Here is a 15,854-nt window from a genome sequence, read left to right as displayed (position 1 = left end):
ATGGCGACACTGAGCGAACCGGCACCGGCCCGCACCGCGGCGGAAGAACGCGCGCTGTTAACCCGCAGCGCCGCGATGGCGAGCATGAGCGTCGCGCTGCTGCTGCTTGCGCTGAAAATCTTTGCCACGATACAGACCGGATCGACTGCGATGCTGGGCAGTCTTGCCGACACTGCGCTCGACCTCGTGGCCTCTCTCGTCACCCTGATCGGCGTCTGGGTCGCGGCACAACCTGCCGATGCCGATCACCGCTTCGGTCACGGCAAGGCAGAGGCGCTGGCTGCGCTGGTGCAGGTCGTTCTCATCTCTATATCGGCCGTGGGCCTTGCCGCGCGCTCTATAGATATGTGGATCGGTGGCGGTCGGACAGAGGCGGCGGAGACGGGCATCGGCGTGTCGATCATCGCGATGGGCGCGACCCTGCTGCTGCTGGCGTGGCAGCGGCATGTGATCAAGCGGACGAACAGCCTCGCCATTCAGACCGACCACGTCCACTACAAGTCGGATATCCTGCTGAATTTCGGCGTGATCGCGGCACTGGTGCTGGACCAGTATGCGGGCATTACCGGTGCGGATCCGGTCTTCGGCCTGATCATCGCGCTCTGGCTGGGATGGAATGCTTGGGAGGCGAGCCAGCAGGCTGTCGACAACCTGATGGACCGCGAATGGCCGGTCGAGAAGCGGCAGCGTCTGCTCGACACGATCCGCGACAATCCCGACCTGCACGGTGTGCACGATTTGCGCACCCGCACCGCCGGGCACCGCGATTTCGCGCAGTTCCACATCACCGTCGATCCGCACATGACCGTGGCCGAAGCGCACGACGTGATGGACGCAATCGAGGCGAAGTTGCTTGCGAGATTCCCCGATACCGAATTCCTGATCCACACCGATCCCGAAGGGCATATCGAACCCGATGCGCCCAAACCCGTCGACCTTCTGTCCGAAGGGGTCGATGCCGATTTTCCCGAAGAGAAGCCCGCCTGAAAGGCCGCTGCAATGCTCGTGATCCCCTATTGGCACGTCGATGCCTTTGCCGCCCACGCATTCGAAGGGAATCAGGCGGCGGTGATGATCTACGAGCACGGCTTTCCCGACGATACGACGATGGCGCGCATCGGAAACGAGAACAACTTCGCCGAGACCGCCTTCCTTGTCCCGCACGAGGGGCCGGAGGCTGATTGGCATCTCCGCTGGTTCACGCCCGATTGCGAGATTCGCCTCTGCGGCCACGCGACGTTGGCTGCAGGTCATGTGGTGCTAAGCCGCGACGGGGGCGATGTCGTGCGATTCCAGACGCGGCAGGCCGGGGTGCTGACGGTGAAGCGCACCGACGATTGCTATGCGTTGGGGCTGCCCGCCATCCCGACCCGCTATGGCGAATTCCCGCAAGCGGTGGCCGCGCTGGGCGATGCGCCGGCGGCGATTGCCCGTTCGGACGACGGGTACAACCTGTTCTTTTTTGAAAACGCGGCAAAGGTTCGGGCTCTTCAGCCCGACATGAAGGCGCTGGCCACGCTGGGCGATCACCAGTTCATTTGTACCGCTCCGGGTGAGGATACCGATATCGTCAGTCGTGTGTTCGTGCCGGGCGCTGGCGTGGACGAGGATAGCGTGACCGGTTCTGCCCATGCCGCGCTGACCCCGTTCTGGGCCGACCGTCTGGCGCGTAGCGCGTTCACCGCGTTTCAGGCTTCGCACCGGGGCGGGCACTTGTCATGCCGGTTGGACGGCGATGTCGTCTGGCTGGGCGGACCATGCGTGACGGTGGTCGAGGGCTTCTTTTCCTACTGACGTTCCAGCGGGAAACTCGCGACCAGCGCGCCCATCGCCGCGCGCAGGGGGACCTGATCTTCCTCGCTCGACACGCCAAGCCGCACGACGGTCAGACCCTGTTCGGGCGACACCACGACATATTGCCCGCGAAAGCCCAGCATCGCGATCAGTGATTTCGGCGCGTCGCCGGGGAACAGTACCGGATCGCGCCCCTCTGGCCGCGCGCGGTTCAGCCACAGATGCGCGCCAAAGGCCGGATCGGTCGGGCTGGGCGTCGACATGAACGCGATCCACTTGCGCGGCACGACGCGCGTCCCGTTATGCGTGACGCCGCCCTTGCGCAGCATTTCCCCAAAGGTGGCCCAATCGCGCGCGGTGGCGTGGATCATACTGCCGCCGGTCAGCGTGCCCGATGCGTCGAATTCGGGATAGGCGCTGGTCATGCCCAATGGTTCGAACAGCCGCTCTTGCAGATAGGTAGCCATCGCGGCATGGCGCACCTCTGGGCGGTCGGACGGGGTGAGCGCGCGCGTCGCGACATCGGCCAAAATCACGCTGGTCGCGGTGGAATAGTCGTATTCGCTGCCAGGATCTGCATCCAGCGGCTGCGTCGCGGCATAATGGGCCATGTCGTCGCGCCCGTCGAGGAACAGCATACGCGCAGTATCGGCGGTGTACGAGGGATCGGCCCCTTCCGCATGGCGCAGGCCCGATCGCATTTGAAGCAACTCGCGGATCGTCACTTCGCTACGCGGGTCGCCGCTGCGTTGCCACAGCGGCAAAGGGGCCGGTTCGTCGAGCGAGAGCGAGCCATCGGCGATCAGCATGCCGATCAGCACCCCGGTCACCGTCTTCGTCAGCGACCAGCCGACATGCCGCGTCTCCGGCCCGAATCCCTCGGCGTAACGTTCCGCGACCACTTTGCCGTCGCGCATCACCAGCAACGCGCGCGTCTCGCCCACCTCGTTCGCAAAGACGCCATCGATGGCGCGGGCCAGCCCTTCGCGCGATGCGCCGGTGTCGCCCTTGGCCGTGGCGGCCAGCGATTCGGCGGAGGGCGGCGGCGGCGTGCCGTCGTCATCCACACCGCAAGCGGAGAGTGCTGGCAGCATGGCGGCGGCAAGGATAAAGGGGATCGCACGTTTCACCCGCGCCTGATCGACCACATCGACCCCGCTTAGCAAGCCGAGCCACCGCCATGCCCACCAGTAATCCGCCCCCAACGCAATCGCGCCCGCGCTGGAAACGCGCGACGATGGGCACCGTGCTTTTGCTGGCCGTCCTGCTGGCATGGGGCTGGACCCCGCTGACCCGTCAGGCCGAAGCGGGTACGGCATTCGGCGCGCGAGTCGCCTGTTCGTGCAAATATGTCGGCGGACGCGATCTGGCCTCTTGCGAGGGCGACTTCCTTGACGGGATGGCGCTGGTGTCACTGAGCGAGGATGCGAGCGCAAAGACGGTAACCGCCAGCGTCCCGCTGATCGCCAGCACGACCGCGACCTATCGCAAGGGCTGGGGCTGTATGCTGGAGCCTTACGAGGGTTAGGACGCGGGCGGCGTCCAAGCGCCGAGTGGCAGGTCTTCCTGCGGAATGCACATATTGCCCGGACCGAGGCCGGGGTGCGGAACCTCCATGCTCATGCCCGGTGCGGGCGGCATCGGCGGGATCGTGTTCTGGCAGCGGATGCGGCTTTCACCCATGGCCATGCAATTGGCGATCTGCTCCTCGCGCCCGGCCCGCATGGTCATTTCGATCTGCCGCTGGTTCTCGGTCATAACCGAGCGGTTCTCTTCGGCCTGTGCAGCAGTAATGTCGCAGACGGGCGGGCGCTGAATATCGGTCACGAACACCCCCGCGCCGCCCCCGCATTGAAGGCGTAGCGCTTCGAGCGCCGGGTCGTTGTGCTGCACCGGATCGCCCCGCACGACGCCAGTTTCGCCCACGCGCAAACTATGCATTCCGGCAAGCCCACCCACCGTCAGCCATCCCGCGTCGTCGATGAAGATTGCGTTGACGCGTGGGGTAAGGATCACCAGCGGCCCGTCGGCAGCCCCAAGCCTTAGGCACCCGTTCGACAGGATAACCCGATCTGCCAGAGGCTCCGGCTTTATCATCGAACCTTCCTGTCCGCCGGTGACGACCCTTTCTTCGTCCTGCGAATTCCAGCGATCGTATCCCGGCACCGCCAGCGCGATTACGCGGACCACCGATCCGACATTGCCGATAAAGGCGCTGGCTTCGCTGCCCATGGCTTCGGTCAGGCTTTGCGGCCCGCCACCTTCGCCCGCAAAGCTGGAGCGCATCAACTGATCACTTGTGCCGTATCGCGTCGGCGCCTCGGCAATCGATCCAAAAACGAAACGCTGCCCGCGCCCGTCGCTCGCCAGAGTGACACCTCGAACAACGCCATCCCCGCGCGGCGGCGTCACCAGCGTGATCGGCTCTTCCGGCGGGGCCGGTTCCTCATACCGATACCGGCCGATCGCGAACGGATCGAACCACGCCAGCAATGCGATGAACAGCCACGACCCGATCAGCAGGCCAAGCCATGTCGTCCGGCTCTTGCGGTCCGGCTCCAGCTTCAGGCCTTTTCGGTACCCTCTATCCATCCGCCGCCGATGACCCTTTCCCCCGCATAGACCACCGCCGCCTGTCCCGGCGCGACGCCGTATTCGGGTTTGTCGAAGACGATGCGGGTTGCCGCGTCATCGCCGAACGGTCCTCCTATCCGGCAGGGCACCGGTTTCGCAAGAGAGCGAACCTTTACAGTCAGTTGCGTATCAGGCCCGGTCGTGGGAAGGGGCCCGATCCGATTGGTTTCCACCACTGTCATCGCGCCCACGGCCAGCATCCGCTTTGGCCCGACCAGCACAGCCTGCCGCTGCGCATCGATGCCGGTGACGTAAAGCGGTTCGGCCTGTCCGCCGATTTCCAGCCCCCGGCGCTGGCCGACGGTATAGTGGATGATCCCCTTGTGCCGCCCCAGCGTTTCGCCGCTTTGTGCATGGACGATGTCGCCCACGTTGGCGGCAGCGGGGCGCAATTTCTTGACAAGCGAAGCGTAGTCGCCATCGGGCACGAAGCAGATGTCCTGACTGTCGGGCTTGCTCGCCACGCCCAGCCCGATGCCGGCCGCGATCTCGCGAACATAAGGCTTGGGCAAGCCGCCCAAGGGGAAGCGCAGGAAAGCCAGCTGTTCGTCGGTCGTGCCGTAAAGGAAGTACGATTGGTCGCGCGCAGGGTCCGCCGCGCGGTGCAGTTCGGGGCCTGCCGCGCCGATCACACGCTGTACATAGTGCCCGGTGGCAAGGCAATCCGCGCCCAGTTCGCGGGCCATGCGAAACAGGTCTGTGAATTTTACGCCCATGTTGCAACGGATGCACGGCACCGGCGTGCGCCCGGCCATATACTCGTCGGCAAAGCGGTCGATCACGTCTTCGCGAAAGGCGCTTTCGTGATCGAAGACGTAGTGCGCGATGCCCAGCTTGTCCGCCACGGCGCGCGCATCGCGAATATCATCGCCGGCGCAGCACGCGCCCTTGCGCTTCACCGCCTCACCATGATCGTACAGTTGCAGCGTCACGCCGATCACTTCGGCCCCGCTCTGCGCAGCCAGCGCCGCGACGACCGAAGAATCGACCCCGCCCGACATCGCCACGACGATCCGGCGCGCGGACAGCGGCTGTTCCAGCTGAAACAGCGCAGCCGGGTCGGGCGCATCCGTCGGACGCGTGGGTGTAATGGCGGAATCGGTCATGGCGGGCCTGTCGGGCATGGCGTGCCCCTACACGTTGGCGGCGCGGGGCAAAAGCCCGTGCGGCATGGATGATCTACGTAGAAGTCCTAAGGGTTATCCCTAACAAGACGTGAAAGCCGCGTTTACCGGTTCTTGACCAAGCGCGGGCCATGGTTGGTTCATGTTGGCAAATGTCCCCCACCTGCCGAACGATCCAGAGGCAACGCCACAGGATCAAGCGCGCCTGCGCCCGGTGGAATGGGACGGGCTGCTCGCCCGCCTTCAGGCAGAGCGCGATCTGCGCGCATCGCTTGGCGAAACGTTCGATCCGCATGGCCTTGCCCTGGCGATGGCACAAGGCAGCTTCGACCCACGCGCGGCGGAAACGCTGTTCGCGCTGGCGGCGGGGGCAGGGGTGTCGGGCGATATGCCCGAACGCCGTTTTGCGCCCGAAGATCTGCGCCATCTGGGCCTGACCGGCGGCGAAGGTTCGGGGCGTTTACCCAATATCAAGCCTTCTGAAGCTAACAATCCGTCACGCAAGGCTGCGCAGGTCCTTCGGGATCACGCAGGCAGCCCTGCCGCCACGGCAGCCGAAGGGCCGCAAGAAGCGCCAAGCATAGGGCCAAACCAAGGGCCAAGCATAGGGATTGTGTCGAGGACCGAATGATCGAGAACCAGGACATCAAACCGGCAATGGTCATCGGCCCGCTTGGCGAGCCGCTGACGCTGGACGATCTTCCCCCCGCGAGCACACGCCGCTGGGTCGTTCGCCGCAAGGCGGAAGTGGTCGCGGCCGTGAATGGCGGGCTGCTGACGATCGATGATGCGTGCAAACGCTATGACCTGACGCTTGAGGAATTCGCTTCGTGGCAACGTGCCGTCGAACGGTCGGGCATGAAGGGCCTGCGCGTTACGCGGATTCAGCACTATCGCGATCTTTACGAACGGCAGATGAAGTACTGATCACCTTCGCATCCCGCGAACTTCTGTTTTTCATCGACATTTTCCCGCGCCGGTACGCCATTTCGCGCAGCATATATTTTTAAAGCAGGCGAAATAGGCACCCGCGCCCTGCCCCGACCGACGAGCGACTGTTGTCGTTCGACGAGGGGCAATTGTGCGCCGCGCAAAATCTTGTTAGCACTGGTGTCAACAGGCCCTGAAATGCGGGGCCTTTTCGTTTAATTGCGCTTGATACCAACGGCTCTTGCCCAAGGTGACTTATGCGCGTAATACAGCGTCCGCATAAGGCGACCGTTGTGGAGTGGCTCAGGGCCAGGCACCGATGAATTACGAAACCTCTCCCGAAACCCGTCGACCTGACGTTGCAGAAGGTGAAGTGGTGATCGACGAGTTTGCGATGGAAGAGGCCGAAGACCGCCGCCGCCGCCAGATCAAGATCGCCCTGATCGCTGCCGCCGCCATCGTCGGCATCGTTGCCATCGTGCTGTTCTTCACCGGTTCGGGCGAAGCCGTTGCCGACGATCCGGCGGCCACGCAGGTTCCCACGGTCAGCGTGATCGTGCCGGGAAGCTCCAGCGTGGTCAGCGAGATCAACGCCAGCGGCACCTTGGCCGCGCGCAAGCCGATGCCCATCGGTTCGGTGGGTGAGGGGGGGCAGATCGTCGACATCCGCGTGGATGAGGGCGACTGGGTGAGCCAGGGCCAGGTTCTGGCGGTGATCGACCGTTCGGTGCAATCGCAGCAGGCCTCGGCGCAGGCCGCGCAAGTACAGGTCGCCCGCGCCGATGCCCAACTGGCGCAGTCGAACCTTGATCGTGCGCTGCAACTGGTGGATCGCGGCTTTATCTCCAAGGCCGACGTGGACCGCCTGACCGCGACGCGTGATGCCGCCGTTGCCCGCGTACGCGTTGCCGAATCGCAGCTGCGCGAACTGAATGCCCGCAACGCGCGCCTCAACATCGTTGCCCCGGCGGGCGGCCTTGTGCTGACGCGCAATGTCGAGATGGGGCAGGTCGTTTCGGGTGGGTCCGGCCCATTGTTCACGCTTGCCCGCGGGGGCGAGATGGAGCTTGCCGCGCTGGTCGGTGAAAGCGACCTCTCTCGCCTTTCGGTCGGGGCCACTGCGGAAGTTTCGCCGGTGGGCTCGGGCAAGGTTTTCACCGGGCAAGTCTGGCAGATTTCACCGACTATCGATGAAACCTCACGCCAGGGAGAGGCGCGGATCGCGCTGGCCTATGATCGCGCACTGCGCCCCGGCGGCTTTGCCACCGCGCGACTGTCCAGCGGCGGCGTCACTGCGCCGATGCTGCCCGAATCCGCGATCCAGAACGATGATGACGGCGCGTTCGTCTATATCGTCACCAAGGACAACACCGTCCAGCGACGGTCCATCCGCACCGGTCTGGTCACCGACCGCGGTATTACCATCGTCGATGGGCTGACCGGCAAGGAACGCGTTGTTCTGCGCGCGGGCGGCTTCCTGTTCGAAGGCGACAAGATCAAGCCGCAGATGGTTAAGGATACGCTGGGCGGGGGCGCCAATAAGGGCGGCAGACGATGAACCTTCGCAATCTTTCCGCGTGGTCGATTCAGAACCCGATCGTGCCCATCGTCCTGTTCGTCGGGCTGTTGCTGGCGGGTATGCTGTCGTTCGCGCGGATGGACGTGAACAACAACCCGGACATCGACTTTCCGGGCGTTAACGTGACCGTCGTACAGCCCGGCGCCGCGCCGAGCGAGATCAACACCCAGATCACGCAAAAGGTCGAGGCGGCGGTTCGTTCGATCAACGGCGTCGACCAGATCCAGTCGACCGCCAGAGAAGGGGCCAGTGACACCTTCATCCAGTTTGAACTGGGGATCGACCCGAACGACGCGACGAATGAGGTGCGCAATACCGTCGACCAGATTCGCAGCGATCTGCCCGACGGTATCCTCGAACCGCAGGTAACCAAAATCGACATCGCGGGTGAGCCAATCGCCTATTTCGCGATCTCTGCAGACGACATGACGATGGAGCAGCTGAGCTGGTTTGTCGACGACACGGTGTCGAAACGCCTGCTCTCGATCGAAGGCATGGCCGCGGTAAGCCGTGGCGGCGGCGTGGACCGCGAGATTCGCGTCGTGCTCGATCCGGCGAAGATGCAGTCGCTGGGCGTGACGGCGTCGCAGGTCAACGCCGTGCTGCGGCAGGTCAATGTCGATGCGGCGGGCGGACAGTCCGAGATCGCCGATGCGCGCCAGTCGGTCCGCGTGCTGGGCAATGCACGCGATGCCTATGATCTGGGCGAAACACGGATCAACCTGTCGGGCGGGCGGATCATCCGCCTGCGCGATGTCGCCACGGTGACCGACAGCTATTCCGAACAGACCCGCGTCGCCAAGTTGAAGGGGCGGCAGGTCGTGACCTTCAGCCTCGAGCGCGCGAAGGGCGCGTCGGAAGTGTCGGTCTATGACGATGCGATGGCCGAGATCGAGAAGATCAAGGAAGAGAACCCGGGCATCTCGTTCTTCCCGCTCTTCACCTCGACCGAATATACCAAGGACCAGTACAAGAGCAGCATAGAGGCGCTGGTCGAAGGGGCCTTGCTGGCCATTATCGTGGTGTTCTTTTTCCTGCGCGACTGGCGCGCCACGATCATCAGCGCCATCGCCATCCCGCTGTCCGCGATACCCACGTTCTTCTTCATGGACCTGATGGGGTTCTCGCTGAATACGCTGTCGCTGCTTGCGCTCAGCCTTGTGGCGGGCGTGCTGGTCGATGACGCCATCGTCGAGATCGAGAACATCGTGCGCCATATGCGCATGGGCAAATCAGCCTATCAGGCCTCTATCGACGCGGCGGACGAAATCGGTCTGGCCGTCGTCGCCACCACGATGTCGATCGTCGCGGTGTTCCTGCCGGTCGGCCTTATGCCGGGCATTTCCGGTCAGTTCTTCAAGAATTTTGGCCTGACGGTCGTCGCCGCCGTGCTGACCAGCCTTGCCGTGGCGCGCATGATCACGCCGATGATCGCAGCCTATTTCCTGCGTTCCCACGGCCATGCCGAACATGGCGAGGGCCGGATGATGGACCTTTATATGAAGGTGCTGCCCTTCATGCTGGACGAGCGCAAGGCGGAGGCGCGCAAAGCGCAGCCAGCGCGCGCGATAGAGATATTCGCGCCCGCTCTGATCCTTGCCGCATTTGTATTTATCTCGATGACCGTCCTTGGTTTGGCCGGAGCGGATTATGGAGAGAACGCGTCAGATGCCCTGATCGCAACCGGATCTGCGGTCGGCATGGCGGCTGCCGGTGCCGCCATCGCGGGCGCGGCGTTGTTTGCGATCAGCTTCGTCCTGCGCCTGTTGGTTGGCATGTTCCGGCGCGAAAACGGTCGCGATGGGGTATTCGCCAGTCTGCGCAATTTCGGCCATCGGGTCTATGCGCGGCTTTACGATCATCGTTTCTGGGCGTTTTGCGGAGGGATCGGGGCGCTACTCCTCACGATGGTTCTGTTCATGACTATTCCGCAGCAGTTCCAGCCCACGATCGACAGCGACACCAGCCGCGTGCGGATCGAGATGGTGCCGGGCACCACGCTGCAACAGACGGTTGCCGTAGCGGACCAGATTTCCGAATTGCTCTACGCCCAGCCAGAGGTGGAGCGGGCGCTGCAAAACGTGCGTGAGGGCAGTGCCAATATCTATATCGCACTGAAAGAAGACCGCAAAACCACCAGCATCGACTTCGAACGTCGCCTTGCGCCAGAGCTTCAGTCAATCTCCGACGCGCGGGCCAGTTTCGCCTCACAATCGGGCGGGTTCGGATCGGGCCGCGATATTACCGTGATGCTGGCCGGGTCGGACCCGGACCTGCTGCAAGATACCGCGAACAAGATCGTGAACGAAATGCGCGGGTTGAACACGCTGGTCGCCCCCCGGATCGAGGCCGACCTGCAGCGCCCCGAACTGATCATCACCCCGCGCCCGGACCTTGCCGCGCAACTGGGCGTGACGACGGCGGCGCTCAGCCAGGCGATCCGCATCGCCACCATCGGAGAGATCGACCAGAACGCGGCGAAATTCTCGCTATCCGACCGCCAGATCCCTATTCGTGTCGTCTTGTCCAAAAGCTCGCGCAGCGACATTGCGGTGATCGAAAATCTGCCAGTGCCGACCGCCAACGGCGGATCGGTTCCGCTCAGCCGGGTGGCGGAAATCAGCTTTGGCGCGGGGCCAACGCAGATTCAGCGGTTCAATCAGTCTCGCCGCATCATCATCGGTGCCGACCTTGCCGAAGGGCAGGTCAAAGGCCCGGTCATGGAAGAGATTAACAAGCTGCCGACGATGGCAAACAAGCCGACCGGCGTGTCCAGCCCTGCAGTAGGTGAGGATGAGTGGCAGGCGGAGATGATCCAGAACTTCATCATCGCGGTGATCACTGGCATCCTGCTGGTCTTCGCGGTGCTGGTCCTGCTTTACAAGCGCGTCGTCTCGCCCTTGGTGAACATGACCTCGCTGCTGCTGGCGCCGCTGGGCGGATTGCTGGTGATCTGGTTCCTCGGCTTTTTCAGCGAGGGACTAGGGTCACTCTCCATGCCGGTTTACATCGGCGTGTTGATGCTGCTTGGCATTGTCGCCAAGAACTCGATCCTGCTGATCGACTTCGCGATCGAGGAAATGGATAAAGGTATCGACAAAAAGGTCGCGATCATCGACGCCGGGCATAAACGTGCGCAGCCGATCGTGATGACCACCGTCGCGATGGCGGCGGGCATGGTGCCGACCGCCCTGTCGCTCAGCGGCGATGGCGCCTGGCGTCAGCCGATGGGCCTGGTGGTGATCGGCGGCCTCATTCTGTCGACGATCCTGACACTGGTCATCGTCCCCGCCGGGTTCAGCATTGCCGATGGCTTCGAAAAACGGATCGGGCCAAAGCTGCGCAACATGTTCCTGACCTATCGCCCGGGCGACGAACATGGCCCGCGTGACGAGCAGACCGACCGGGGTGGCGCCCTGCCGGCCGAATAAGGGCTTGGCGCGGATCGCCGCCATAGCATCCGGCCCCGTGCCGGATCGCGCCAAGACGATGCGCCGGGTGGCGACCGGGCTGCTCCTGCTCATGGCCGCAGTCTTTCTGGTATCGCGCCAATATGTCGGCCTGCATCCCGGTGTCGGCTACGTCATGGCATTTGCGGAGGCGGCGATGGTCGGCGCGCTGGCCGACTGGTTCGCGGTGACCGCGTTGTTCCGCCGCCCGCTCGGCCTGCCGATCCCGCACACTGCGATCATACCGACCAACAAGGATCGCATTGCCGATACGATGGCCGGGTTCCTGCGCGCCAATTTCCTGACTCCGCAGGTCGTGGCGCGGCGGCTGCACGGCATGAACGTGGCGCGTGCGCTGGGCGAATTCCTCGCCGATCCGGCCAAGCGCGACCAGATCGGCGTACGTGCGGGCGTCGCGGAACTGATCGCCGAAGTTCTCGAATCGCTCGATCCCGAACGGCTGGGTGAACAGGTGCGCGGTGGGTTGAAGCACCAGTTGGACAAGCTGGAGGTCTCGCCGCTCTTGGGAAATGCGCTGGGGGCGGCGATTGCCGACCGGCGCCATCTGCCGCTGATCGATGCCACCGTGCGCTGGGCGGGCCTGACGCTGGAGGCGAACGAGGCGCTGGTGCGCGACATGATCCACCAGCGCGCCAATGCCCTGCTGCGCTGGACGGGTCTGGACGAGCGGCTGGCGAATTCGGTGCTCGACGGGCTCTATCGCCTGCTGGCCGAGATGCTGGTGAACCCCGACCATCCGGTGCGGGCCAAGGTCGAGGAAGGGCTGGAAAAGCTCGCCCGCGATCTCGTTCACGATCCTGCGATGCGCGCCAAGGTCGAGGGCATCAAGCGCGAGATGCTGGAGAGCGAGGCGCTGGGCACCTGGTGGCAGGGCGTGTGGGAACGCATGCGACACGGGCTGATCGACGCTGCGCGCAATCCGCAGGGCGTCTTGTCCGGCCAGCTTGGCGGAATGATCGCCGAACTGGGCGAAGCGGTGCGCGGCGATCCGCGGCTACAGGCCCAGATCAACCGTTTTGCCCGGCGCAGCGCGGTGGGTGTGGCCAATCGTTATGGTGACCAGATCGTCCGGCTCGTGTCCGAAACGGTCAAGCGATGGGACGCGCAGACCATTACCGAACGGGTGGAGGGCGCCGTGGGCCGCGACCTGCAGTTCATCCGCATCAACGGCACACTCGTCGGCGGGTTGGTCGGCGTGACGATCCACGCGATCGATCACTTGTTGTAACGCGCAGACCCTTACGTAGTTCTGCCTAAGCCTGCCTGCGCCCTGCGTTAGAGCGCGCCCGTTAACCCTGTTTGTCCGCCGCAGTGCCCCGCGGCGTGCAGACCGGGAGGCCGAAACGTGTCCGCCACGACAGACGCGCTGGAACGCGAAATCGCCGCCATTCGCGCCCTGCGCATAAAAGTTAGTGACGCGCGATCCCGACGCGAGGAAGACCGCATCTTCGCGCGGATCATGCGCCTGATCGCGCCGCGGGTCCGCCACTTCACCCGCGCCTATGGCCTTGTCGACATGGCCGAAGATGCCGAACAAGCCTGCGCCATCGGCGTCCACCGCGCCATCGACGCCTATGATCCGGACCGCGCACGGTTCACCACGTTCGTCAACTGGCAGCTGCGGTGCGAGTTGCAGGCGCTGCGCCACCGCGTCCGCCTCGATTCGCGCGACAGTGCCAAGCGGATCGGCGCGCGCACCGTCTCGCTCGATGCGCTGGCAGCCAGCGACGGAACTGTGTTCGACGTAGAGGACGACGCCGCGACCGACCGGGTCGAGGCGAGTGCCGCCGACCGGATCGCGGAGGAATCGTTCGAAGCGATGCTCGATGCCTATGAGGCGAAAATGCGCGACCGCGCCCAGCGCGCTCTGGCCAAGGTCCGCTTGCGTCAGCGTGAGACGATGCCCGGCACGCTGCACCCCGACGATCTGACCGCGATTGAGCGCGATCTCGCCAGCGAACGTGCCATCGTCACCCGCTATGTCTTTGCCGACAGCGACAAGGCGAAGTTCGACCCAGACCACCCGCTGGACAACGAAAAACAGCGCCAGATCTCGCGCCGGGTCCTGCGCAGCCTGCGCGCGCAGGCCGGGCCGATGATGCTGAACTGATCGGGTAGAAGCTGGATGCCCCGTGAGGATTCGAACCTCAATTGACGGAGTCAGAGTCCGTAGTCTTACCATTAGACGACGGGGCAACTGCGGCGGCCATATAAAGCGCGCTGCGGGCCGTGCCTCTATGCGCAGCAGCGGCGCAGGTCAAGCCATCTTAGGCGCGGGAAATCCCGCAAACTTGCCACATCGCACCCCTGCGCGTAGCATGGCCGCAGGTTCGCCGTGATGGGCGCCCCCGGGCGCGATCGCGGTTCATGTGGAAATACGAATTCGGATAGTTGAGAGCATGGCGGATTTCGACCCGCCGGCAACGCAGGAAGAGGATCGAGGCAGGCACGATTTGCCGCAAGATCCGCAGTCGGACGGGCAGAGTGATCCGCCATCCGTAAAGGCAGCGCCGGACAACAAGGCGAAGAGCAAACGGCCCGGCAATGCGCGCGATGAAGACCTGCGCCCTGCCCCCGCGATCCGCACCGGCGGGCCTGCTCCCAATCTTGGCCAGTCGCGTCAGGCCTATGCCGCCATTGATCTTGGCACCAACAATTGCCGCCTGCTGATCGCCCGCCCTTCGGGTGAGAACTTCGTCGTCATCGATGCGTTCAGCCGCGTGGTGCGGCTGGGCGAAGGGCTGGCGCAGACCGGGCGATTGTCGGACGAGGCGATGGACCGTGCCGTCGCAGCGCTGAAAGTCTGTGCCGACAAGCTGCGCCGCCGCAACGTCCACCTCGCAAGATCCGTCGCGACCGAGGCTTGCCGCCGTGCCAGCAACGGTGAGGCGTTTATCGAACGCGTGCGGACCGAAACAGGCATCGCGCTCGACGTGATCAGTGCGCAGGAAGAGGCGCGGCTGGCGGTGCTGGGCTGCCATGTCCTGCTGGAACAGGGCGAAGGTCCGGCGATGATCTTCGACATCGGGGGCGGTTCGACCGAACTGGTGCTGATCGAGACCGGAGAAGGCGCGGTTCCCCGCATCCTCGACTGGCAATCGGTGCCGTGGGGTGTGGTTTCGCTGACAGAGAGCTTTGCCGATGGCGCGGGTTCGCTGGACCGGGTGCAGCGGCTGGACCGGTATCGCCGGATGCGCCGTGCGGTGCGCGATTCCTTTGCCGATTTCTCCGAACGGCTCGATCCCTTCCGCGACATGCCGGCGCGCGATCCGCCGCGCCTGCTGGGCACCAGCGGCACGGTGACGACGCTGGCCAGCCTGCACCTTGGCCTGCCGCAATATGATCGGCGCGCCGTTGACGGGCTGATCGTTCCGGCCACCGCGATGCGTGACATCGCGCGCGACCTGTCGTCGCTTGACCGCGCAGGGCGGCAGGAACTGCCGTGCATCGGGCGCGACCGGGCCGAACTGGTCGTTGCGGGCTGCGCGATCCTTGAGACCATCCTCGACCTTTGGCCCGCCGAAAAGCTGGGCGTGGCCGATCGCGGGATTCGCGAAGGAATCCTGCGCAGCCTGATGGCGGGCGCGCGGCTGGGCGATGCGAACAGGGCGCTGGCTCGCCGCGAGCGCGCGCTGTAAGGCGACCCCATGAGCAGATCCGGCAACGACAGGCAAAAGCTGAAGGCTAACAAGAAGCGGACCGCGAGCTCGGCACGTTGGCTGTCGCGCCAGCTGAACGATCCCTATGTCGCGCAGGCCAAGGCCGACGGCTATCGCAGCCGCGCCGCCTATAAGCTGAAGGAGCTGGATGAAAAGTTCGGCCTGTTGCGCGGCACGCAGGCCGTCGTCGACCTTGGAATCGCGCCGGGCGGATGGAGCCAGGTCGTGGCCGAGCGTCGCCCGCAGGCGAAAATCGTGGGCATCGACCTGCTCGACGTCGATCCGTTGCCGGGCGTGACGATCTTCAAGATGGACTTCATGGACGACGCCGCGCCTGATGCGCTGATAGATGCGCTGGGGCAGGCGCCCGACCTCGTCCTCTCCGACATGGCGGCCAATACCGTGGGCCACAAGCAGACCGATCACTTGCGCACGATGGGGCTGGTCGAAACGGCGGTCGACTTCGCGGTCCAGACCCTCGCCCCCGGCGGGGCCTTCGTGGCCAAGGTCTTCGCGGGCGGCACTGACAAGGCGCTGCTGGACATTTTGAAGCGCAACTTTACCGTGGTCAAACACGCCAAGCCGCCGGCCAGCCGCAAGGACAGCAGCGAATGGTACGTCATCGCGCAAGGCTTCAAGGGCAGGGGCTGACGGCAAACGAAGG

14 protein-coding genes and 1 tRNA gene are annotated in these 15,854 nt (G+C 64.5%); 11 read left to right on the top strand and 4 right to left on the bottom strand.

All coding sequences use genetic code 11. The features are described 5' to 3' along the window. Both AB433_RS16225 and AB433_RS16220 read left to right on the top strand, forming a co-directional pair. Nucleotides 1-987, top strand: coding sequence for a cation diffusion facilitator family transporter (locus tag AB433_RS16225; RefSeq protein WP_047822477.1), 987 nt, complete (start codon nt 1-3; stop codon nt 985-987). Nucleotides 988-999: 12 nt separating this feature from the next. Continuing rightward, nucleotides 1,000-1,794 carry a PhzF family phenazine biosynthesis protein gene (locus AB433_RS16220; RefSeq protein ID WP_047822475.1) on the top strand — a complete coding sequence of 265 codons (795 nt, stop codon included), beginning with the start codon at nt 1,000-1,002 and terminating at the stop codon, nt 1,792-1,794. Here the strand turns inward: AB433_RS16220 and AB433_RS16215 are convergent. Next, nucleotides 1,788-2,924 carry a serine hydrolase domain-containing protein gene (locus AB433_RS16215; RefSeq protein ID WP_245626693.1) on the bottom strand — a complete coding sequence of 379 codons (1,137 nt, stop codon included), beginning with the start codon at nt 2,922-2,924 and terminating at the stop codon, nt 1,788-1,790. The two genes, AB433_RS16220 and AB433_RS16215, sit on opposite strands and share 7 nt — an antisense overlap. 50 nt (nt 2,925-2,974) lie before the next feature. On the opposite strand from AB433_RS16215, the gene AB433_RS16210 reads away from it, so the two are divergent. Further along, the gene (locus AB433_RS16210) at nt 2,975-3,322 is read left to right on the top strand and encodes a hypothetical protein (RefSeq protein ID WP_245626692.1); all 348 of its coding nucleotides are present in this window, start codon (nt 2,975-2,977) and stop codon (nt 3,320-3,322) included. Here AB433_RS16210 and AB433_RS16205 read toward each other — a convergent pair. Together AB433_RS16205 and mnmA are read right to left on the bottom strand one after the other, a co-directional pair. Then, complete coding sequence (locus tag AB433_RS16205; RefSeq protein ID WP_156170861.1) at nt 3,319-4,386, bottom strand: hypothetical protein; 1,068 nt, start codon at nt 4,384-4,386, stop codon at nt 3,319-3,321. The genes AB433_RS16210 and AB433_RS16205 overlap by 4 nt on opposite strands. After that, nucleotides 4,359-5,534 carry a tRNA 2-thiouridine(34) synthase MnmA gene (mnmA, locus tag AB433_RS16200; RefSeq protein ID WP_082135072.1) on the bottom strand — a complete coding sequence of 392 codons (1,176 nt, stop codon included), beginning with the start codon at nt 5,532-5,534 and terminating at the stop codon, nt 4,359-4,361. Before mnmA ends, AB433_RS16205 begins: the two co-directional genes overlap by 28 nt. Before the next feature lie 160 nt (nt 5,535-5,694). Between mnmA and AB433_RS16195 the strand changes: the two genes are divergently transcribed. The 6 genes from AB433_RS16195 to AB433_RS16170 all read left to right on the top strand — a co-directional run bounded on the left by AB433_RS16195 (nt 5,695) and on the right by AB433_RS16170 (nt 13,641). Then, a complete protein-coding gene (locus AB433_RS16195) occupies nt 5,695-6,183 on the top strand; it encodes a hypothetical protein (RefSeq protein ID WP_047822466.1) in 489 nt (162 codons plus the stop codon). Continuing rightward, nucleotides 6,180-6,479 (top strand): CtrA inhibitor SciP, encoded by a 300-nt coding sequence (gene sciP, locus AB433_RS16190; protein WP_047822464.1) that lies wholly within the window; start codon nt 6,180-6,182, stop codon nt 6,477-6,479. Before AB433_RS16195 ends, sciP begins: the two co-directional genes overlap by 4 nt. Nucleotides 6,480-6,801: 322 nt before the next feature. Then, nucleotides 6,802-8,040 (top strand): efflux RND transporter periplasmic adaptor subunit, encoded by a 1,239-nt coding sequence (locus tag AB433_RS16185; RefSeq protein WP_047822462.1) that lies wholly within the window; start codon nt 6,802-6,804, stop codon nt 8,038-8,040. Further along, on the top strand, nt 8,037-11,492 hold the full coding sequence (locus AB433_RS16180; protein ID WP_047822461.1) for an efflux RND transporter permease subunit: 3,456 nt from the start codon (nt 8,037-8,039) through the stop codon (nt 11,490-11,492). Before AB433_RS16185 ends, AB433_RS16180 begins: the two co-directional genes overlap by 4 nt. A 58-nt stretch (nt 11,493-11,550) precedes the next feature. Then, complete coding sequence (locus AB433_RS16175) at nt 11,551-12,759, top strand: DUF445 domain-containing protein (RefSeq protein WP_047824330.1); 1,209 nt, start codon at nt 11,551-11,553, stop codon at nt 12,757-12,759. A gap of 117 nt (nt 12,760-12,876) precedes the next feature. Then, complete coding sequence (locus AB433_RS16170; RefSeq protein WP_053059225.1) at nt 12,877-13,641, top strand: sigma factor; 765 nt, start codon at nt 12,877-12,879, stop codon at nt 13,639-13,641. A gap of 12 nt (nt 13,642-13,653) precedes the next feature. Here the strand turns inward: AB433_RS16170 and AB433_RS16165 are convergent. Then, nucleotides 13,654-13,727, bottom strand: a tRNA-Gln gene (locus tag AB433_RS16165). Between the two features lie 203 nt (nt 13,728-13,930). Here AB433_RS16165 and AB433_RS16160 point away from each other — a divergent pair. Both AB433_RS16160 and AB433_RS16155 read left to right on the top strand, forming a co-directional pair. After that, nucleotides 13,931-15,169: a Ppx/GppA phosphatase family protein gene (locus AB433_RS16160; RefSeq protein WP_047822459.1), complete on the top strand. Its 1,239-nt coding sequence runs from the start codon at nt 13,931-13,933 to the stop codon at nt 15,167-15,169. 9 nt (nt 15,170-15,178) lie between these two features. After that, nucleotides 15,179-15,841 (top strand): RlmE family RNA methyltransferase, encoded by a 663-nt coding sequence (locus AB433_RS16155; RefSeq protein WP_047822456.1) that lies wholly within the window; start codon nt 15,179-15,181, stop codon nt 15,839-15,841. Nucleotides 15,842-15,854 lie beyond the last annotated feature (13 nt).

Source organism: Croceicoccus naphthovorans (assembly GCF_001028705.1).
Taxonomy (GTDB): domain Bacteria; phylum Pseudomonadota; class Alphaproteobacteria; order Sphingomonadales; family Sphingomonadaceae; genus Croceicoccus; species Croceicoccus naphthovorans.
The sequence above is the reverse complement of the archived record's forward strand: the minus strand, read 5'-3'. Positions and strand labels throughout refer to the sequence as shown.